The organism is Kitasatospora aureofaciens, assembly GCF_001188955.3.
GTDB lineage: Bacteria > Actinomycetota > Actinomycetes > Streptomycetales > Streptomycetaceae > Kitasatospora > Kitasatospora aureofaciens.
Genome location: NZ_JPRF03000001.1, coordinates 88,974 through 110,326 on the forward strand (window position 1 = coordinate 88,974; position 21,353 = coordinate 110,326).

Below are 21,353 nucleotides of genomic sequence, written 5' to 3' on the forward strand. Positions count from 1 at the left end.
CAGCCTGGTGGTCATCTGCCCGGCACCGGGCGGTCGTTCGACCGGGGTGGACAACGGGGGCGCACACCTGCCTCACGCGCCCCCGCCGTCACCGCGGCGCAGGGCTCAGAACGCCTGCCAGCCCTGCGGGTCGAAACCCCCGGGAACGGCGCCGGCCGGTCCGTACGGCTCGCGGGTGTAGACGAAGGAGCCGACGTCCAGGTGGCTGACCGTCCCGTCGGCGTGCCGCACCACCCGCAGAGTCTCGCCCGCGTAGTAGTTGTCCAGGCCGAGCCAGCTGCCGTCCGGCTGGGGCCGGAAACGGGAGCCCCGGTGGCCGCCGGCGTCCGGGGTCAACTCCAGGACGCCGTCGGCGTGCAGCCGCAGGACGTTGGGCGCGGCGCCCCAGTACCAGGGGCCGGTGAGCGCGAGGAGCTCCTGGTCGACCTCGGTGAGCGGGCGCCAGGGGGCGGGCAGCCGGGGCTCGTGGGCGGCCGTGATGCCGATCAACTGGGCCGCCAGGAGGGGGGTGTTGGCGCCGCTGGTGGCGTTGGAGAGGGCGAAGGCGGCCAGGCCGTCCTCGGCGCTGACCCACAGCCCGGCGGTGAAGCCGGGCATCGAGCCGGTGTGGCCGTACAGCAGCCGGCCCTCGTGTCGGCGCAGTTGGAGGCCGAGGCCGTAGCCGGAGGTCCAGTCGGCGTCCGCCGGGCCGATGGCCGGGCGGCTCATCTCGGCGAGGGTGTCGGCGCTCAGCACCTTGTCGTCGCCGGCGGCCAGGAAGGCCGCCCAGCGGGCCAGGTCGGCGCCGGTGGACCAGAGTTGACCGGCTGGGGCCATCAGGCCGGTGTCGGTGAGGGGTTCGGGCAGCATGACGTCGGCCCAGGGGTGGACGGCGAAGCCCCCGGCGTGCGGGTGCTCGGGCAGCAGGGTGGTGCGGTCCAGGCCGAGCGGGGCCAGCACCTCGCGGCGCAGCACCTCGCCCCAGGGTTCGCCGCGCACCTTCTCGACCAGCGCTCCGAGCAGCGCGTAGCCGGGGTTGGAGTAGTGGTGGCACCGGCCGGCCGGGTGCTTGAGCGGGCTCTCCTCCTCCAGCAGGTCGCCAAGTTCGGGCCGCAGGGCGCCGTCCGTCCGCTCCCACCAGGGCGCGGGCGTCTCGGCGGCGAGCCCGCCGGAGTGGGCGAGCAGTTGGGCGACGGTGACGTCGTCGGCGGGGGTGCCGGGCAGGTGGCGGCCCAGCGGGTCGGCGAGGTCGAGCAGGCCCTCGTCGCGCAGCCGGAGCACCAGCACCGCGACGAAGGTCTTGGTGAGCGAGCCGATTCGGTACTGGACGTCCGCATCCGGCGCGTGCCCGTCGATCATGCTGCGGGCGCCGCTCCAGACCAGCCGGCCCTCCCGTACCACCCCGGCCACCAGCGAGGGGGTACGGCCCTCGGCCTGGGCGACGGCGACGCGGTGCAGCAGGGCACGGCGGGTGGTGGGCAGCAGGTGGTCGGGCTGCTCGGTCATCTGGTCGTCTGAACTCATCGGCATGGACGGACAGTAGTCCAGCCGCGCCGCGGACCGGCGCGAACCTACCGGTCAGCCCGTCAGCGGCGGCAGCTCCGGCCGCTCCAGCCACGCCTCGAACAGCGGGCCGAGCGGGGTGGCGGTGTACCGGGAGGCATGCGCGAGCAGATCGGAGGTGGCGACCACGCCGTGCTGGTGGACGCCCGCCCAGTCCCGCAGCATCGCGAAGAACGCGTCCTCGCCGAGTGCCCGTCGCAGCGCGTGCACCGTGAGGCCGCCGCGCTGGTACAGCCGGTCGTCGAACATCAGCTTGCGGCCCGGGTCGCCGAGCCGGAGGTCCTGCGGCAGACCGGCCAGCAGCCGGTGCGCGGCGGCGGCGTGCACGGCCGCGCCGGGGCCGCCGGTGTGCTCGGACCAGAGCCACTCCGCGTACTTGGCGAAGCCCTCGTTGAGCCAGATGTGCCGCCAGTCGGCGATGGTGACGCTGTTGCCGAACCACTGGTGGGCCAGCTCGTGCGCGATCAGCCGTTCGCGCTCCCAGCCGCCGCCGAGGTGGTTGGTGCCGAAGGTGGCCACGCCCTGCGCCTCCACCGGGACGTCCAGTTCCTCGTCCGCGACCACCACCGCGTACTCGCCGAACGGGTACGGCCCGAAGGCCTCGGTGAAGTACGCCATCATCTCCGGCTGACGGGCGAAGTCCCGGGCGAAGGCATCGGCCAGCCGCTGCGGGACGTACCCGGTCTGCGGTACGGAACCGGCCCGGGGCGTGGTGGGACAGGCGGTCAGCGGCACCGGCCGGTAGTGTCCGATCGAGACCGTCACCAGGTACGACGAGGTCGGCGCGCTCTGCTCGTACACCCAGGTGGTGCTGGAGGCGCGGGTGGTCCGGGTGAGCAGCCGCCCGCCGGACAGCACCGTGAACGGGGACGGCGTGGTCACCGCCACCTGGTACGTCGCCTTGTCCGCGGGCCGGTCGTTGCACGGGTACCAGGACGGCGCGCCGACCGGCTGACTGGCCACCAGCGCGCCCTCGGTCAGTTCCTCCCAGCCCAGCCCGCCCCACGGGCTGCGCACCGGCCGGGGGTTGCCGGTGTAGTGCACCTCGACGGTGAAGGCCGCACCCGCCGCGAGCGCCTTCGCCGGGCGGACCCGAAGCTTGCCGCCGCGGTGGGTGTAGCGGGCGGCTCTGCCGTCGACCAGCATCCGCCCGATCCGGAACTCGGCCAGGTCGAGCGCGAACTCGGCCAGCGCCGCGTTCGCCACCGCGCTCAGCCGGGCCGAGGCGGCCAGCCGGTTGGGCCCGGGCCGGTAGTCCAGGGCGATTTCGTAGCGGTGCACCCGGTAGCGGTGGTCACCGCTGTTCGGGAAGTACGGGTCCGGACCGCCGGCGGCCGGCGGGGCGTGGTGGGGCTTCACGGGGGCGGGCGCTTCCTGAGGGCCGGGACGGGGAGTCGTGGGCGGGTGGGTGGTCGTATCCGAACGGATGTCCGCGTTCCTGTCGGGGAGGTCGGTCGGAGGGGCGGCCGGGGGAGGAGTGGTCACGACGTGGTCTGCCAGGCCTCGATGGGGTTGCCCAGCCACCGGGTGTCCGCCGGGACGGACTCGGCGCCCATCACCAGCGAGGCCGGGCCCAGCGTGCTGCGCGCGCCCACCGTGCTGCCGGGCAGCACGATCCCGCCCGGGCCCAGGGTGGCGCCCTCACGGAGGACCACAGTATCCATCCGCATGATCCGGTCGTGGAAGAGGTGCGTCTGCACCACGCAGCCCCGGTTGACGCTGACCCCGTCCCCGAGGGTGACCAGGTCCGCCTCCGGCAGCCAGTAGCTCTCGCACCACACGCCGTGCCCGACCTTGGCTCCGAGCGCCCGCAGCCACAGGTTCAGCAGCGGGGTGCCCGGCACCGCACCGACCAGCCAGGGCACCGCCAGCACCTCCACGAAGGTGTCGGCGAGCTCGTTGCGCCACACGAAACCGCTCCACAGCGGGTGCTCCACCGCCCGGAAGCGCCCGACCAGCAGCCACTTCGCGGCCACCGCGACCAGGCAGGCCACGCCGCCCGCGGCCAGCAGCACCGGTCCGGAGAGCAGCGCGGCCAGCACGGTGGAGCCCGCCGCCAGCCAGGACAGCGCCGCCACCGTCGCCAGTCCCAGCGCCCCCGAGGCCAGCACCGGCAGCAGCCGCGCCAGTTCGACCAGCCCGCGCGCCCACCGCAGCCGGGCCGGCGGCTCGTAGGTCAGGCTCTGGTCCGCCCGGTCCGCCGCGCGCGGCAACCGCACCGGCGGCATGCCCAGGTACGACCCGCCCTTCTTCGCCTTCGCCGGCGTCGCCGAGAGCACGCCCACCAGGCCCCGTTTGGGCACCGAACGGCCCGGCGCGGTCATCCCCGAGTTGCCGAGGAACGCCCGGTCGCCGACCTTCGCCTCGCCCAGGCGCATCCAGCCGCCGCCCAGCTCGTAGGGTGCGATCAGGGTGTCGTCGGCCAGGAACGCGCCGTCCCCGACGGTGGTCAGGCTGGGCAGCGCCAGCACCGTGGACACCTCGGCGCCCCGGCCGACCCGCATCCCCAGCGCCCGCAGCCACAGCGGGGTGACCAGCCCGGCGTACAGCGGGAACAGCACCTCGCGGGCCCGGTCCATCAGCTGGCTGACCGTCCACGCCTGCCAGCTGACCCGGCCGTGCAGCGGGTGCACGCCGGGCACCAGGCCGGTGCTCAGCAGCCGGACCAGCACCACCAGCTGCGCCGCGTACAGTGCGCCGTACGCCAGGGTGGCGGGCAGCAGCCCGAGCAGGGCGCCGCCGAGGGCCGGACCGAGTTCCGCGCCCCGGTCGACGAACCGGGAGAGCACGGCGAGGGCGGCCGCGGCGGGCAGCACCGGCAGCAGGCCTACCAGGGTGTCACCGACGCCGTACAGCGCGGCCCAGACGGGCCGGCGGACCGGCGGCTCCTTGGGCCAGGACCACTCGGCCCGGCCCAGCTTGACGGCGGGCGCGCCGCCCCAGCGCTGGCCGGTGGGCACCTGGCCGGTGACGCTGGAGCCGGGCAGCACCTGCGCGCGCTTGCCGACCCGGGCACCGGGCAGCAGCGTCGAACGGGTGCCGACCACCGCGTCGGCACCGACCCTGATCTGGCCGACCTCCAGCCGGTCGCCATCCAGCCAGTAGCCGGACAGGTCGACCTCGGCCTCGACGGCGCAGCCCCGGCCCAGCCTGAGCATCCCGGTGACCGGGGGCAGCGAGTGCAGGTCCACCTCGCGGGCGACCTTGACGCCCAGCACCCGGGCGTAGGGGACCAGCCAGGCGCCGGACAGCCCGGTCGCGCCGCTCAGCTCGGCGAGCCGCTCGGCCGCCCACAGCCGCAGGTGCACGGCCCCGCCGCGCGGGTAGCTGCCCGGGCGCAGGCCGCGCAGCAGCAGCCGGGCACCACCGGCGCCGATCGCGAGCCGGCCCGGCGAGCTGTACAGCAGGAGCGCGCCCGCGCCGACCGCCCACCAGGAGGCGGTGGGCGCCCACGGGTAGTCGCCGACGTGGGAGAGCAGGTTCCCGGCGGCCAGCAGGGCGACCGTCCAGCGCAGGCCGACCACGGTGAACAGCGGGAACAGCAGGAGCAGTTGGAGCAGCTTGGCCCGGGTCGGCACCAGGGCGACGGTACGGGCCTCGCCACCCTCGGCGGCGCCGCGTTCCAGGTGGCGGGCGAGCTTGCGCAGCGTCGGGTGTTGGTAGACGTCCAGTACGGCCGCGCTCGGGTAGCGGGTGCGCAGCAAGGTGGTCAGCCGGGCTGCGGCCAGACTGCTGCCGCCGATCGCGAAGAAGTCGTCGCGTGCGCCGCTCACCTGCACGCCGAGGATCTCGGCCCACTGCTCGGCGAGCCAGGCCTCGGTGCCGTACAGCTGCTCGCCCGGCCCGGCGGCCTCCAGTTCGGGCAGCGGCCAGGGCAGGGCGTTGCGGTCGACCTTGCCGGAGGTGCGGGTGGGCAGGGTGTCGACCGGGGCGAGCAGCGGCACCAGGGCGGCGGGCAGTTCGGCGCGCAGCCGTTCGACGGCCTGCTCGCGGTCGAAGCCGTCCTGGACCACCAGGTAGCCGACCAGCAGCTGGTTGCCGCCGCGCGCGGTCCGCACCGCGGCGGCCGCGCCCGTCACCCCGGGCAGCGCCTGCAGGGCGGCGTCCACCTCGCCGAGTTCGATCCGGCGTCCGCCGAGCTTGATCTGCTCGTCGGTGCGGCCGAGGAACAGCAGGCCGGCCGGGTCGGCCTGGACCAGGTCGCCACTGCGGTAGGCGCGCTCCCAGCCCAGCGAGGGCAACGGCGCGTACTTCTCGGCGTCCTTCTCCGGGTCGAGGTAACGGGCCAGACCGACCCCGCCGATCACCAGCTGCCCGGTGCCGCCGGGGGTGACCGGCTGCCCGGCCCCGTCCACCACGGCGAGGTCCCAGCCGTCCAGCGGCAGGCCGATCCGGACCGGGCCCTCGCCGGTCAAGAGGGCGGCGCAGGCCACCACGGTGGCCTCGGTCGGGCCGTAGGTGTTCCACAGCTCGCGGCCCTCGGTGACCAGGCGCTGCACCAGCTCGGGCGGGCAGGCCTCGCCGCCGAAGACCAGCAGCCGGACCTCGTTCAGCGCCTCGGCCGGCCACAGCGCGGCCAGGGTCGGGACGGTGGAGACCACGGTGATCTCCTGCTCGGCCAGCCAGGGGCCGAGGTCGGCGCCGCTGCGCACCTGGGAACGGGGGACGGGCACCAGGCAGGCGCCGTGCCGCCAGGCCAGCCACATCTCCTCGCAGGAGGCGTCGAAGGCGACCGACAGTCCGGCCATCACCCGGTCGCCGGGGCCGATCGGCTCCTCCTGGAGGAAGAGCGCGGCCTCGGCGTCGACGAAGGCGGCGGCGTTGCGGTGGGTGACGGCGACGCCCTTGGGCTTGCCGGTCGAGCCGGAGGTGAAGATGATCCAGGCGTCGTCGGCCGGGGTGGGGCGGCGCCCGCTCAGGGGCGGGCGCGTGGTGGTGGTGCTCAGGGCGCGCCCGGCGCCGAGCACGGCGGCCACGGCGGCCTCGCCGAAGACCAGCTGGGCCCGCTCGTCCGGGTCCTCGGCGTCCACCGGCACGTAGGCGGCGCCGGCGGCGAGCACGGCGAGGATCGAGACGTACAGGTCGTTGGTGCCCGACGGGACCCGGACCCCGACCCGGTCGCCCGGGCCGATCCCGGCGGCGGTCAGCCGGCGGCGCAGCTGCTCGACCTCGGCGGCCAGGGCGCGGTAGCTGAGCACCGTGCGGCCGTCGTCCAGGGCGGGCTCGTCGGGGTGGGCGCGCACGGTGGCGTCCAGCACGTCGACCAGGGTGCGCGGGGCGGCGGCGGGGCGGCCGGGGAACAGGGCCTGCGGCGTCGCGGTCCGTAGGGGTGCGGCTCGTTCCGGGGAGGCCTTTTCCGGCGCGGGCCGCGGTGGCGTGGCGTACTGCTTCGGGTGGCTCGGTTCAGCGGTCATGGCAGCCCGTGCGCTCCTCGTCCTCGCCCCGTTCCGACCGATGTCCGGCCCTTGGGGCGGTGGGAGCACTCGCCTGACGGGAGACCCCACTCCGGGGCCGGAGCGGACAACCCGACCGATGGTAGCCCCGGCTTTCCGGGCCGGCAGGAGCTGACACTCAGCCCAACTCGAGCGGGAGTGACCGAATCTGACTCAACGTCAGTCAACAACTGGTGCCAAGTGGAGGCAGAGTGACGAACCGTCAGTCGAAGTGACGTGTCGTCAGTTCTGCTGCGTGATCGTGATCCATGCCACAGGAAATGCTGCTCCCTTCGGGTGGCGGGCCGGGCGGGCCGGGAATTCGGCGGTGTCCTCCCTGGCCCGCCCGGCCTCGCGGCGCTGCCACGGTCCGTGCCTAGGCGGCTCGGGGGGCGATCCGGGGCGGCGTCCAGTCGGCGTGCTTCAGGACGGTCCGCATCATCGCACCGGGCGGGGTGAGGCGGATCGCGGCGTTGCGCAGGCCGACCGCCAGCGGGTTGGCCAGCTGCTGGCCCATCCGGCCGGCCCGGCGGGCGTCGCGGGCCACGGTCTGGCTGCGCGGGCGGCGAGCGGCGTCGTAGCGGGCGAGCGCGGCCTCGACCGTCGGGCTGCCGGCGACCGCCGCCGCGAGGGTCGCGGCGTCCTCCAGGGCCTGGCAGGCGCCCTGGCCGAGGTGGGGCGTCATGGCGTGGGCCGCGTCGCCGAGCAGCGCGATCCGGCCCGAGACGTACGAGGGGAGGGGGGTGACCAGCTCGTTGACGTCGTGGTGCAGCACCGCCTCCGGGTTGGTCGCGGCCAGCAGCGCGGGGATCGGGTCGTGCCAGCGCGCGAACCGGCGACGGACCTCGGTCAGCGGGTCCCGGTAGCGCACCCCGGCCGGGGCGTTGAGCACGGCGTGCCACTCGGCCCGGCCGTCCGGGAAGGCGATGTGCCCGAACTCGGCGCCGTGGCCCCAGGTCAGCTCGAAGTCGGCGGTCAGCCCGTCGACCGGGCGCTCGGTGATCGCCCGCAGCACCGTCGAGCCGCTGTAGACCGGTCCGGGGTGGGCGGGGAAGAGGCGGTGGCGGATCCGGCTGTTGACGCCGTCGGCCGCGACGACGAGGTCGGCCTTCAGGGTGGTGCCGTCGTAGCCCACCGCGACCCGGGCGGGGTCGGTGGCGTCGATCTCCGTCACCTCGGCGCCGATCACCAGGGACTCGGCGGGCAGCGCGTCGCGCAGGATGCGGTGCAGGTCGGCGCGGGGTATGCCGACGATCGGCGCCCCCAGCTCCCGCTCCAGTGCCCTGCCGTCCATCAGGGCGAGCCGGCGGCCGTCCGGCGTCCGTGTCCCGCCGGTGTACTGCCGCCGGGAGGCCGCCTCAACGGCGTCGCCGACCCCGAGGATTCCGAGCGACCGCATGCCGTTGGCGTGGAGCGAGATCCCGGCTCCGGCGTCGTCCAGTACGGCCGCCCGCTCGATCACGGTGACGTCCCACCCCGCCAGCCGGAGCCCGATCGCGGTCGCCAGTCCGCCGATGCCGCCCCCGACCACCACCGCGCTGTTGTTGCTCATGCCCGGTCCTCCCGTGCCGCCGCGTTGTTTTCTACATCTGTAGAAGGAGCGTACTACGGGCTTACGGAGGCGGTCGGAGGGGAGGGGCGGGGTCCCGGTGCTGCGGGGGAGGCCGGCCCGACGGCGGCCGGACGGGCGTGGGGGGAGCCCGGCCCGGTAGAAAGGGGGGATGCGGCGAGACCAGGACCAGAAGCAAGGCGGCACGGGCGGGGCGGGTGAGGCGGGGAGGCCGGACCGGCGGACCGTGCTGGCGGATGCGGCGATCGGCGTGCTGGCGGACGCGGGGGTGCGAGGGTTGACCCATCGGGCGGTCGATGCGGCGGCCGGGCTGCCGCCCGGTACCACCTCGGCCTATCTGCGCACCAGGCGGGCGCTGCTGACCGCGCTGGTGCGGCGCCTGGTCGAGTTGGACCAGGGGGAGCTGCAGGCGATGGGAGAGCGGGTGGTGATCCGCTCGTCGGACGAACTGGTCCAAGGGATAGCCGAGTTGATGAGTCATCGGCTGACCGGCGAAGGGCGGCGGCGGTCGCTGGCGCGGTACGCCTGCGCGGTGGAGAGCGTCCGTGACCCCGAGCTGCGGGAGATTCTCGTGCCGCGCGAGAACGCCGGCCGGGCCGTCGTCCGGGCCTTCCTCGCCGACCAGGGGGTCGCCGACCCGGACGGTCGGACCGCCACGCTCCTGGCCTGCATCGACGGACTGGTCTTCGACCGCCTGGTCGGCGGGGGCGAGACCGGTGTCGACGAGCTCCAGGGCCTGGTGGCGGCCGCCCTGCGCGGCGCGACCGGACCTTAGGGCCTGCCTTGGCTTCTGCCCACCCGCGGGCCGGTCGTCCGTGGTCCGGATCGGCGATGCTCGCGGCCACGAGCGAGCTCGGAGCCGTGGGAATCGGGGTTCGGCCGGCACCCGGCGGGAAGCGGGAATCGTCAGCCGGGTGCGTTGGCCGGTCGGTTGCCGGCTCCCTCGGTGACGTCCGACTCGGCGGCGTAGCCGGCGAGCAGGTTGCGGAGCGTGCGGTGGAAGCGCCGCTCGGAATCCAGGCCCTCGCCGGTGCCGAAGGCCCGGGCGAGGTGAGGACAGGTGGTCCGGTCCAGCGCCGAGAGCTGCTCGGGCCGGGGCTCGGTGCCCTCGTGGTGGGGTGTTTCGCCGACCTCGCTGAGGGTGCGGCCCAGGGTCCACATGACCACCGGGTTCAGTACGGCGAGTGCGTCGGCCAGCGGGACGCCGTCCTCGCGGAGCACGGTGATGCCGCGTTCGATCAGGGTGAGCGTGGCGGGTGCGGCGGCCGGCCGGGTGGCCAGGACGGTGAGCACGGCGGGGTGGTCCAGCAGCATCCGGCGCAGTGAGACGGCGAATTCCCGGACGACCTCGGTCCAGGGGCCGTTCGGTTCGGCGAAGAGGTCCCCGCGGAGGACTCCAGGAGGCGTTCGACCGTCCCGTCGAGCAGGGCGGCCCTGCTGGGGACGTAGTGGTAGAGCGTCATGCCCTCGCAACCGAGCGCCGCGCCGAGCTTGCGGTTGGAGAGCGCGGCGAGGCCGTGCTCGTCGACGAAGTCGAGGGCGGCGTCGATGATCTTCTCTCGGGTCAGGCCCGTCCTGGGGCGTGAGCGAGCCCACGGGCCGGGTCGGCGCATCCCGCTCCACAACCGCCGTGGTTGAATTACCATCAGGTCAATTAACCGTCAAGTTGGTGCATTCACAGAATGTTCCGGCTGGGTGTGGAGTGGAACTCGAAGGATTTCCGCTGCTTCGAGGTCTTCACACGGAGTTCTCAGACTGACAGGCTGGGGCCGCCCTTTCAGTACGGAGGAGGTTCCTTGTCCCGCATATCCACGTTGGCCGGAGCGGTCACCTGCGCGCTCGCCCTTGTCACCGGAACCGCCGCGGCCGCGTCGGCCGCGCCGTTCGACCAGGCCCCGGGTGCGGCGGCCGCCGAGGCGAAGGTCGACCCCGTCGACTGGAAGCCGTGCAACCCCGACCCGAGCAAGCCGGACCCGGGCATCTACGACTGCGCCGTCTACCCCGTGCCGCTGGACTACGACAACCCGTCCGGTGAGAAGGTCGGCATCGCCATGCTGCGGCGGCGCGCGAGCGACCCGTCGAAGCGGATCGGCTCGCTGTTCCTCAACCCCGGCGGCCCCGGCGGCAGTGGCTACATGTGGGCGACCACCACCCGTTTCGGCGCCGAGGTGCAGGCCAAGTTCGACCTGGTCGGCTTCGATCCCCGCGGGGTGGCCCGGAGCAACCCGCTCAAGTGCTTCAAGACCCAGGAAGACGCCGACGCGGTCAACAACCGCATGGTGGGCGTGCCCGTCACCAAGGCGGAGGTCGACGACACGCTGGACGCCGACCAGGACTACACCGACGCCTGCAGCAAGAACGCCGGCCCGCTGATCGAGCACATGTCGACCATCAACGTGGTGCGCGACCTCGACCGGATGCGCCGTGCCGTCGGTGACTCCCAGCTCACCTTCGCCGGCTTCTCCTACGGCACCCTGATCGGTTCGACGTACGCGAACATGTACCCGAACAAGGTGCGCGCGATCATCATCGACGGCAACGTCGACCCCAACCTGCGCCTGCACAACGGCCTGGAGTACGACCGCCAGCGGGCGGGCGGTTTCGAACTGGCCCTGGACGAGTTCCTGAAGCGCTGCCAGACCGCCGGTGCCCCGCGCTGCGCCTTCGGCGACGGTGACACCCGGGCCAAGTTCGACGAGCTCCGCGACCACCTTCGGACCAGCCCGATCACGCTGTCGAACGGCTCCCGGGTGACGCTGAGCAGCTTCACCAGCGAGGTGGCCAGCGCCCTGTACTCGCAGGCCAAGCTGGCTCCGCTGGCGAAGTCGCTGCAGGCCACCTACCAGGTGATGCAGAAGCCGGCCGCGGCCGCCCTGCTGGCGCCGAAGGCGACCGTCCCGGACGACGCGGCCAACCAGCTCACGGTGAACGTCCCGCGCGCACTGCGCGAGGCCCCGGCCGACTCCGAGTACACCGGTGACGACTCCTACATGGGCGTCAACTGCCAGGACAAGCCGTACCCGTCGAACGACCGGGTGTTCGCCAACGTCGCCCGGGCCTGGGAGAAGGAGTCGCCGACCTTCGGTCGCTACCAGGCCTTCGACGCCCCGGCCTGCGCGAGCTGGCCCGCCCCGGCCCGGGACGCCGAGCGCTTCAGCGGCCCGTGGAACAAGAAGACCTCCAACACCGTGATGGTCATCGGCAACCTCTACGACCCGGCCACCCAGTACAAGTTCGCCCAGCGGATGCAGCAGGAGCTGGGCAACGCCGTGCTGGTCAGCGTCGACTCGATCGAGCACTGCGCCGTCGGTCGCAGCACCGCGCTGAACACGATGGTCACCCGCTACCTGGTGGACGGCACCGCGCCGAAGCCGGGCCAGCTGCTCAAGCCGGACGCCGAGATCTTCCCGGCGGTCTGAGGGCTCTCGCCCCGAACGCCCGGCCGTTGAGGCCGGGGCTGTGGTGGCCGGCGGTTCCGCCGGCCACCACAGCCGTGTTCCCGGCCGTGCCCCCACCCGCGCCCCCAGCCGTGTTCCGCGGCGTAGCGTGCGGAGAATGCGGAAGAAGATCGTCATCGAACCTCCCGTGGAACGGATTCTGCGGAGTTGTCGTGGACCGTAGCCGACGCCACTGACAATCGGGATCCGGGTGGCGGTCGGGACGAGCTTTCGATGAGGCTTGGAAATGACGTACAGTCACATTAATTCGTAAATGAATTCACAAAGCTGAATAGGGGTGTTAGCGTGCGGCCCGCCAGACTCTCTCGGAATGAGGAAGTGGGGAAGGGCATGCGACACGAATTCTCAGGGCGGACGGTCCTGCCGGGCGATCCCCGCTACCGGACGCTCAGTCAGGGCTTCAACCAGCGCTGGCACAGCAGTCCCGCCTACATCCGGCTGGTGGCGGACGACGCGGACGCGGTGGCCGAGCTGAACCGGGCGCTGGACCGCGGGCTGCGCCCGACCGTGCGCGGTGGCGGGCACTGCTACGAGGGCTTCGTCGACAACGACGGGGGCGTGATCCTCGACCTCAGTACGATGCGCGGGGTGGCCGCCGCGGTGGACAAGTTCGGCCGGCCCACCTACTGCGTCGAGGGCGGTGCCACCAACTGGGACGTCTACACCACGCTGTTCCGGGAGTACGCCGTCACCCTGCCCGCCGGGTCCTGCTACTCGGTGGGGGCGGGCGGGCACATCTGCGGCGGAGGGTTCGGGCTCCTCTCCCGTCGGCACGGGCTCACGGTGGACCACCTCGTCCAGGTCGACGTGGTCACCGTCCGCGGCGGTCGCGCCGCGGTGACGAGGGCGAACCGGGAGGACGCGAGCGGCTCGCCGGAGCAGGACCTCTTCTGGGCCCACACCGGTGGCGGCGGCGGGAACTTCGGGGTGGTGCTGCGCTACCACTTCGCGACCGACGTGCCCGAGCCACCGCCGCGGGTCTGGATCAGCAGCGTGGCCTGGCCCTGGGGCGAACTGGTCGACCGCCCCGGCGACTTCGAGACGCTGCTGGCCAACTTCGGCGCCTTCCTGGCCGAGCACAGCGGCCGGCGGGAGCGGGTCTACGACGGGCTGTTCGCGATCCTCAAGCTGACCCACCACTCCAACGGGAACGTCGTGCTGTTCAGCCAGTGGGACGGCGACGACCCGGCGCCGCTGGACGAGTTCGTGGCGGCGGTCGAACGCGGGATGGCGACCCGGTCGGTGGTCCAGACCCACAGCGTCGCCGGACTGTTCCTGCCCTACCCGGAGCGTCGGCGCCAACTACCCTGGTTCCAGGCGACCATGACGCTCAATCCCTCAGGCGACAACCAGCGCGGCAAGTACAAGTCGGCGTACCACCGGGAGCCGTTCGACCGGGCCCGGATCGCCACCCTCTGGGACTGGCTGACGCGGGACGTGGACGGGGTGGACCTCAGCAGGACGCTGGTGCAGATCGACTCCTACGGCTGCCGGATCAACGCCCGCCGGCCCGATGAGACCGCCGTGCCACAGCGGGACTCGATCATGAAGCTGCAGTACCAGACCTATTGGACCGACCCGACCGAGGACGCCGGCCACCTGGCGTACCTGAGCGGGCTCTACCAGGAGATGTACCGGGAGACGGGAGGCGTTCCGGAGGTCGACACGGCGACGGACGGCGCCTACGTCAACTACCCGGACGTGGATCTGGGCACGGTCGACCAGCCCGATCCGGCGTACCCGAGGCTCTACTACAAGGAGAACTACCCACGACTGCAACGCACGAAGGCCTACTGGGACGGGGAGGAGGTGTTCCATCATGCCCAGTCGATCCGGCCGCTCCGGGCCTGAGCCGCGTCCCGCGATGCGTTGAGCGGGGCGGCGTTCTCGTCGGCCGCCCCGCCGCTCCCGCCTCACCGCCCGTTCCGCCGCTCCCGCTCCGTCGCCCGCGCAGCCTGGTCCGGCTCCGCCTGGTCCGGCTCCACATGGTCTCCGCGGCTCAGGCCCCGCCGTCGCTATGCGGCCTGCTCCACGTCCTCCTCGACGATCCGGCCGTCGTGGAGCTCGATGACCCGGTCGGCGAGCTCCATCAGCGTCGGGTCGTGGGTGGCGACGAGGACGGTGACGCCCTCGCTGCGGACCACCGCGCGCAGCAGTTCCATGATCGAGCGGCCGGTCTCGGAGTCGAGCTGACCGGTGGGTTCGTCGGCGATGATCAGGCCGGGGCCGTTCGCGAGCGCGCGGGCGATCGCGACGCGCTGCTGCTGGCCGCCGGAGAGTTCACCGGGCCGCTGGTTGGCGTGGTCGGCCAGGCCGACCAGCGCCAGCAGGGTGTGGGCGCGCTCCTCTCGCTCGGCCGGCAGCACCTTGCGCAGTCGCATCGGCACGCCGACGTTCTCGGCGGCGGTGAGCATCGGGATCAGTCCGAAGGACTGGAACACGAAACCGATCCGCTCCCGGCGCAGGGCGAGTCGGCCGTCCTCGTCCAGCCCGCCGAGGTCGATGCCGTCCAGGGCGATGCTGCCGCCGGTCGGTGCGTCCAGGCCGCCGACCAGGTTGAGCAGGGTGGTCTTGCCGGAGCCGGACCGGCCCTTGAGCGCGGTGAGTTCACCGCGTCCGACCGAGAAGCTGATGCCGCGCAGGGCGTGGACGGTCCGCTCGCCGGTGCCGAAGCTGCGCCGGAGATCGGTCACGGCCACCATCGGACCGGTGGCCGTCGCGCTGGTGGCCGTCGCGCCGGTGGTCGTCGGGGTGCTGTCGGCGGCCTGGTGTCGTGTCATGCGGCGTCCCCCTGTGGGCGGTGGATACCCGGTTCCGACCGGGTCAACGGTTGAGTTGGCCTCGCGGGTTCACCGCCCCGAGCGGAGAATTCGCGAAAAAAAGTCCCTGGTCAAGAGTGCGTAGTGGAGCCGGAGTTATGAAGTGTGCATGGCATTTCAACGGCTCGTTGCTGGCGGGGATCCTATCAATGCAAGGAATTTGCTCATTACTTACATGATTCGCGCAAGTCCCTTCCGTTCCCGGATCGAATCTGACAGCATCGTCCGCTATCCGGCGACCGCTTGCCGGTGATCACTGCGCCGGTGTGCCCGTGAAGTGTCCGTCTGTGGCCAAGATGCGTCCGGACGGGGTCGGATCGACGGGTGGGGCTGGGGTGCGACCGGGGACGCGACCGGGGGAGGAACTTGATGCTCGGCTTCGTCGTGCGCAGGCTGCGCGGGCGACTGCCGCTGGCTGCTGCCGTCCTGTTGACGGTGCTGATCACCACGGCGGTGCTGACCGCCTTGGTGACGTTCAACGGCGGTGTCGGGCAGGCGGGTCTGCGGCAGGCGCTCCAGGGCCCGGGCCATGCCCGGACCACGGTGGTGGTGACCGCCGAACACGGCCTGGACCAGCGGCACAAGGACGAGGAGGCGCTGGCCTCCTACCGGAGCAAGCTCTTCGGTGATCTGCCCGTCCACACCGACAGCCTGCTGCGCAGCCGCTCCTACGGCCTGCCCGGTGGCGACGCCGCGGCGTCGGCCGGGGCCCCGGCGGGCGGTCAGTCCAGCACGGCCAAGATCGATCTGACGGTGCTCGCCGACCTCGACCGTGAGCGGGTGCGGTTGACTGCCGGTGCCTGGCCGGGTGCGGTGACCGGCTCCGTGCAGTCCGCGGCCCCGCAGGTCGCTGTGCCACAGGCGCTGTTGGCGCGCCTGGGCCTGTCCGCGCAGGCGCTGCCGGCGGACGTCCAGCTGGCGGACCGGCTCGACGGCAAGCCGCTGACCGTCCGCGTCACCGGCACCTACCGGGCGGTGGACCCGTCCGCACCGTACTGGCGGATCGATCCGGTGAGCGGTCACGAGATCGAGGTGGGCGGGTTCACCACCTTCGGCCCGATGATGGTCGACCCGAGCGCGTTCACCGCGGGCGGTCTTGCGCAGAGCAGCCGGGGCTGGCTGCTGGAGGCCGACTTCGCGGGCGTCGACCAGGCCGCGGCCGAGGCCGTCGGCGAGCGCACCCAGGGCCTGAACGACGACCTGCGCAAGACTTCCTCCCTCAGCGCCACGACCGAACTTCCCGCCGTGGTGGGGGAGCTGTCCGCCAGTCTGCTGGTAGCCCGCTCCACCCTGCTGATCGGCGCCCTGCAGCTGGCCGTCCTCGCCACGGCGGCCCTGCTGCTGGTCGTGCGGCTGATCTCGACCCGCCAGGAGCGCGAGAACGAGCTGCTCGCCGCCCGCGGCGCCTCCGGTGCCCGCCTGGGCGCCTTCACCGCCCTGGAATCGGTGCTGCTCGCCCTGCCGGCCGCGGTGCTGGCCCCGCTGCTCACGCCGTTCCTGGTTCGCGTCCTGGCCGGCCTCGGCCGCTCCCACCAGGTCGCGCTGGAGGCCGGACCGCGGTGGACGCTGTGGCCGGTGGCCGTGCTGTGCGCGCTGGTGTGCATCCTGCTGGCCACCGTGCCCAGCCTGCTGCGCGGCGCGGGAGCCGCCCTGCGGCGCAGGGCCGGGCGCCGCCAGGCCGTGGTGTCGGGCATCGCCCGCAACGGCGGCGACCTCGCCGTCCTGGCGTTCGCGGCCCTGGCCTACCAGCAGCTCGACCAGTACGGCGGTGGCCTGTCCACCGACGCCTCCGGCAAGCTCGGTGTCGACCTGCTGCTGGTCGCCACTCCGACCCTGGCGCTGTGTGCGGGGACCCTGGTGGTGCTGCGCCTGCTGCCGCTGGTCGCCCGCCTCGGTGCCCGGGTTGCCGCCCGGGGCAGCGGCCTGGGCCCGGCGATGGTGGGCTGGCAGCTGGCCCGTCAGCCCGCCCGGGCCACCGGGCCGGTGCTGCTGCTGGTCATGGCGGTGGCCACCGGAGTGCTCGCGCTGGGCCAGCACGCCACCTGGACCGCCTCGCAGCGCGACCAGGCAGAGTTCGACACGGCCGGAGGCCTGCGGATCTCCGGCTCGCACAGCGCATTGATGGGTCAGGGCGGCCGCTACGGCGCCCTGCCCGGTGGGGACCGGCTGGTCCCCGTCGCCCGCGGGGAGCAGGCCCTGCCCAACGGCACCGGGCAACTCCTCGCCCTGGACGCCGCCGCCCTCGCCGACCGCGTCCCGGTCCGCACCGATCTGCTCGACGGGCACTCCGCCGGAGACCTGTTCCACCCGCTCGCCCAACCCACGCCCCCCGGGGCCGCAGCAGGCATCACCCTGCCCGGCCGACCGCTGCGGATCGACGCCGACGTCACCATCCGCCAGACCTTCCGCGGGCAGGTCCGGCTGCCCAACACCGTGCACATGGTGGCCGACGCTCCTCCGGAGGTGGCGCTGCTGCTGCGGGACCGCTTCGGCTACGTCCACAAGGTGCCGTTCGCGAGCCTGCCGGTCACCGGTGACCTCCGCGCCTCGGCCCCGCTGAGCACGCTGGTCGACGCCCCGATGGGCTCCGCCGCCGCACCGCTGGCCCTGGTCGGGGCCACCGTGTCCTACAGCGACCGCGCCGACGGCGAGGTCACCGTGCGCCGGCTGGCGGTGTCGGACAGCGCGGACGGGCCCGCGACCGATGTTCCGGTGCCGGCCGGCCTCTCCTGGACGGCCGGTCGGGGCCAGTCCGGCCCACCGGCCACCCTCCGCTCCGAACCGGCCGACGCCGAGCGGCTGTTCACCGTCGGCTACAGCGCCGCGAACGGCACCGGGGACACCTTCCGTGCTGTTCTCAGCCCGGCGGGGGCGAGCGCCCCGACGGCCGTGTCCGGCGTCGCCACCCAGGACTACCTGAAGCTCACGGGCGGCTCGGTCGGCGAAACCGTGCAGGTGCCGTTCGCCGGGACCGTCCTGCCGGTCAAGATCACCGGGGTGGTGCGGGCCGTGCCGGTGGCGGGCCGTACCGCGCTGGTCGTCGACCTGGGCACGGTGGCACGACTGTTGGCGGCACAGGGCCGTTCCCTGCCCAGCCATGTCGAGTGGTGGCTGCCCGCGACCGGCCCGGGTGACCCCACCCCGGCCGAGGCCGCCGCCGCACTGCGCTCCGCCCCCGGCTCCCAGGACGTCCAGTTCTACGACGAGGTCGCCGAGGGCATGCTCAGCGACCCGGTGGGCGCCGCCCCGCAGAACGCGCTGATGGCCATCGCGGTCGTCACCGCCCTGCTCGCCGCGATCGGCTTCGTCGCCGCCGTGGCCGGCTCCGCCCACGAACGCGCCCGCGACTCCGCCCTGCTGCTCGCCCTGGGCGCGCCCCGCAAGCAGGTCAGCCGCACCGTCGCCGCCGAACAGGCACTACTGGTCGGACTCGGCGGGGCGGTCGGCCTGGCCCTGGGCGCCCTGCTGGTCCACCTGATCGTGCCCTTCGTCGTCCTCACACCCGCCGCCCGCCAACCCGTGCCCCAGGCTGTGATCGACCTGCCCCTCGGCCAGGCCCTGCTGTTCGCGGCCGCGATCGCCGTCGCCCCGCTGTTGTCGGCCTTCCTCATCGGACGCCGCCGTCGAGACGTCGCCAACCGGCTGCGCCACGTGGAGGAGATGTGACCACCCGCGCCGGCACCAGCGTGCCCACCCCCGAGAGCAACCGCGTGCCCACTCCCGAGACCGTTCACCGCCCGGCGCCCTGGGTCCGCACCAGACTGCGGGCCAGCCCGCTGGCCGCGGTGCTGATGGCGGCGCTCGCCTTCGTCACGGTCTTCCTCGCCGCGGCCTTCCCCCGCGTCGCGGACCGGGGCGCGGACGCGGCGCTGCGGGACTTCGTCAGCCAGAAGGGCCTCAACCCGACCAGCCTGCAGACCACTTCCAAGACCCGGGACTACGACAACGCGGCCGAGCTCGACCGGGTGCAGCAACAGGTCACCGAGAAGGTCGGGCAGCAGCTGACGCTGTCCCGGCCGGGCCTGGCCCACGGCACCCGTGCCCTGGGCGACCGCGGCATGGGCAACCCGGGGTACGCCCGGATCTCCGACGCGAACGCCCCCATGCTCAGCCTGCTCTACCTGCACGACCTGGCCTCCCGGGCCACCCTCACCGACGGCACCTGGCCGACCCCCGGCACCGTGGGCGGCCCGCTGCCGATCGTGATCAGCAAGCAGGCGGCCCAGACCATCCACATCAAGCTCGGTGACGTCATCGACAACGGCGTGGAGGGCTCGGGCGCCCAGCGGAACACCGTGGTGGTCGGCCTCTACCGGATCAACGACCCCCAGGACCCGTTCTGGGAGGACCTCGGCTGCCCGGCCCGCGCCTGCCTGAACGCCGCTCCCCAGCACGAGCACTGGATGACCAGCGGTTTCGTCGATGGTGACAGCCTGGCGGCGATGGCGCGCTGGGGCTCGAACGCCGAGAACTTCTGGCGACTTCCCGTCGACCCCGCCTCGCTGCGGGCCGACCGGCTCGACCGCACCCGCAACGCCATCAGCTCGTTCCTGACCGGGCCGGGCGCCACCGAACTGATCGGCGCGACCGGGCGCGCGGACCTGCACAGCGTCTCAGGCCTGGCCGACATCCTGACCCGGGCGGACGAGCGCTACCAGGCCGCGCTGCCGCTGAGCACCATCGGCCCGGCCGGGGTCGCGGGCGTCGCCACCGTGGTGCTCTGCCTGGCCGCCGCGCTCACCACCGACCGGCGCGCCGGCGAGATCCGGCTGCTGCGCGCCCGTGGCGGCTCCCGCACCGGGGTGCTGCTGCGGCTGATCGGGGAGGGTGCGGCCACGGTGCTGCCGGCCGCCGCCCTCGCCACCGCCCTCGCCGTGGTGCTGCTGCCCACCCCGCGTTGGGGCCAATCGGTGCTGGCGGCGCTGGCCGCGGCGTTGCTCGCCCTGCTGGCCTTCCCCGCCCGCGCCGCCCTGCTGTGGTCACGCCGCAAGGCGGTCGGCGGCCGGCGCCGACTGGTCGGGGAACTCGCCGTCCTGGTGGTCACCGCCGCGGCCGTGGCGGAGGTCCGGCGCCGCGGCGTCGGCACCGGCGGTGGGCTGGATCCACTGCTGGTGGCCGCTCCGTTGCTGCTCGCCGTGACCGGCGGGCTGCTGCTGGCCCGGATCGAGCCGGTCGCCGTCGGTTGGCTGGCCAGGCTCGCCGGGCGGGGCCGTGGTCTGATCGGCTTCCTCGGCCTGGCCCGGGCCGCCCGCGACAGCTCCGGCCGGCGCAAGCCCTCCGTGCTTCCGTTGCTCGCCCTGCTGATCGCCGTCACCACGACGGGCTTCGGCGCCACCGTCCTCGACACCGTCGACCACGTGCGGACCCGCGCCGCGCGCATCGCCACCGGCGGGGACATCGGCGTCTCGCTCCCGGACTACGCCACCCTGCCCGAGTCGTTCGCCACGGCGGCCGCCGCACTACCGGGCGTCCGGGCCTCGACCGGGGCCTGGGTCGAGCCCAAGGCCCGTTTCGTCGGCGTCGACCAGGACTACACCGATGCCTATCTCGTGGTGGTCGATCCGGCCGCGTACGCCGAGATCGCCCGCACCGTCGGGGTCGGCGAGTTCGACCCGGCGAAGCTCGCCGCCCCCGGAGGCCGGGACACCCCGGTGCCCGCGCTGTTCAGCCGTGACCTGGCCAAGCGCCTGGCCGCGGGCCCGGCCGAGGTCCGCACGCCCAACGGGAACGGTCTGCGGACCACGGTCGCCGGGATCATCTCCGCGACCCCTGCCCTGCCGGACCCCGGCAAGCCGTTCGTCGTGGTGGCCGCCGACCCCGCCTGGGAGCGCCTGCCGGACGTCAAGCGGATCAACAAGTGGTTCGCCGTCGGTGACGTCGACCCGGAGCAGGTCAGGTCCACCCTGCGGGACAACGGTGGGGGCCAGCCGAGCGGCATCGCCAGGCTGATCGCCGAGGATGCCGCGGCCGCGGGCAAGGCCACCCACGGGATGCCCGCGGGTTACACGGTGCACAGCAGTCGGGAGGCCGCGGCCGCTCTCGCCGACGACCCGCTGCAGCACGCCGCCGGGCGGCTGTTCTGGTACGCGGCCGCCGCCGGTGCCGGGTTCGCCCTGCTCGCCGTCCTGCTGACGCTCTTCCGGGCCGCGCCCGAGCGCACGGCCGTCCTCGCCCGACTGCGCACCATGGGCCTGCGACCCCGCCAGGGCCTGGCGCTGATCCTGACCGAAGCACTGCCCCAGACCCTTGCCGCGGTCCTGGGCGGCGGCCTGACCGCACTGGCGGCCGTCACCCTCCTCGGCGGTGCGTTCGACATCTCCACCCTGGTCGGTGCCAGGGTCGGCGACGTCATCACCCCCACTCTCGTACCGGTCCTGCTGCCCACCGCCGGCCTGGCCCTGCTGGTCGCCCTCGCCGTGGCCGCGGAGACACTGATCGCCGGGCGCCGCCAGATCGCCACCGAACTACGGGCCGGAGAACAGGCATGACACCCGCGGCAACGGCACCAGTCGCAACCTACGAGACAGGAGAG

At 73.6% G+C, this 21,353-nt stretch carries 11 protein-coding genes and 1 pseudogene; 5 read left to right on the forward strand and 7 right to left on the reverse strand.

Annotated elements, in window-relative coordinates; all coding sequences use genetic code 11:
- Positions 1-105: 105 nt before the first annotated feature.
- The 4 genes from HS99_RS00445 to HS99_RS00460 form a co-directional block, all read right to left on the reverse strand.
- A complete protein-coding gene (locus HS99_RS00445; RefSeq protein ID WP_030285242.1) occupies positions 106-1,485 on the reverse strand; it encodes a serine hydrolase domain-containing protein in 1,380 nt (459 codons plus the stop codon).
- A gap of 72 nt (positions 1,486-1,557) precedes the next feature.
- Positions 1,558-2,901 carry a M1 family metallopeptidase gene (locus HS99_RS00450; RefSeq protein ID WP_030285244.1) on the reverse strand — a complete coding sequence of 448 codons (1,344 nt, stop codon included), beginning with the start codon at positions 2,899-2,901 and terminating at the stop codon, positions 1,558-1,560.
- A gap of 122 nt (positions 2,902-3,023) precedes the next feature.
- Positions 3,024-6,956 (reverse strand): Pls/PosA family non-ribosomal peptide synthetase, encoded by a 3,933-nt coding sequence (locus tag HS99_RS00455; protein ID WP_050366995.1) that lies wholly within the window; start codon positions 6,954-6,956, stop codon positions 3,024-3,026.
- A 394-nt stretch (positions 6,957-7,350) separates the two neighbouring features.
- The gene (locus HS99_RS00460; RefSeq protein ID WP_030285248.1) at positions 7,351-8,526 is read right to left on the reverse strand and encodes an FAD-dependent monooxygenase; all 1,176 of its coding nucleotides are present in this window, start codon (positions 8,524-8,526) and stop codon (positions 7,351-7,353) included.
- Between the two features lie 169 nt (positions 8,527-8,695).
- On the opposite strand from HS99_RS00460, the gene HS99_RS00465 reads away from it, so the two are divergent.
- Entirely contained in the window at positions 8,696-9,319 is a 624-nt protein-coding gene (locus HS99_RS00465) for a TetR/AcrR family transcriptional regulator (protein ID WP_078867374.1), read from the forward strand.
- Between the two features lie 131 nt (positions 9,320-9,450).
- On the opposite strand, the gene HS99_RS47560 is transcribed toward HS99_RS00465, so the two are convergent.
- Together HS99_RS47560 and HS99_RS48265 are read right to left on the reverse strand one after the other, a co-directional pair.
- A complete protein-coding gene (locus HS99_RS47560) occupies positions 9,451-10,017 on the reverse strand; it encodes a TetR/AcrR family transcriptional regulator C-terminal domain-containing protein (RefSeq protein WP_078867375.1) in 567 nt (188 codons plus the stop codon).
- A pseudogene (locus HS99_RS48265) lies at positions 9,975-10,190 on the reverse strand (TetR/AcrR family transcriptional regulator); the annotation flags it as partial. The gene HS99_RS47560 and the pseudogene HS99_RS48265, both read right to left, overlap by 43 nt.
- Positions 10,191-10,340: 150 nt before the next feature.
- On the opposite strand from HS99_RS48265, the gene HS99_RS00475 reads away from it, so the two are divergent.
- Together HS99_RS00475 and HS99_RS00480 are read left to right on the forward strand one after the other, a co-directional pair.
- Entirely contained in the window at positions 10,341-11,963 is a 1,623-nt protein-coding gene (locus tag HS99_RS00475) for an alpha/beta hydrolase (protein WP_030285253.1), read from the forward strand.
- A 369-nt stretch (positions 11,964-12,332) separates the two neighbouring features.
- Positions 12,333-13,853, forward strand: coding sequence for an FAD-binding oxidoreductase (locus tag HS99_RS00480; RefSeq protein WP_030550176.1), 1,521 nt, complete (start codon positions 12,333-12,335; stop codon positions 13,851-13,853).
- Positions 13,854-14,017: 164 nt separating this feature from the next.
- On the opposite strand, the gene HS99_RS00485 is transcribed toward HS99_RS00480, so the two are convergent.
- Positions 14,018-14,704 carry an ABC transporter ATP-binding protein gene (locus HS99_RS00485; protein ID WP_232543175.1) on the reverse strand — a complete coding sequence of 229 codons (687 nt, stop codon included), beginning with the start codon at positions 14,702-14,704 and terminating at the stop codon, positions 14,018-14,020.
- Between the two features lie 486 nt (positions 14,705-15,190).
- Here HS99_RS00485 and HS99_RS00490 point away from each other — a divergent pair, with 486 nt between their 5' ends.
- Entirely contained in the window at positions 15,191-18,487 is a 3,297-nt protein-coding gene (locus HS99_RS00490) for an ABC transporter permease (RefSeq protein WP_050366998.1), read from the forward strand.
- Entirely contained in the window at positions 18,484-21,309 is a 2,826-nt protein-coding gene (locus HS99_RS00495; RefSeq protein ID WP_030550182.1) for a hypothetical protein, read from the forward strand. The genes HS99_RS00490 and HS99_RS00495 overlap by 4 nt, the downstream gene beginning before the upstream one ends.
- The last annotated feature ends 44 nt before the right edge of the window (positions 21,310-21,353 follow it).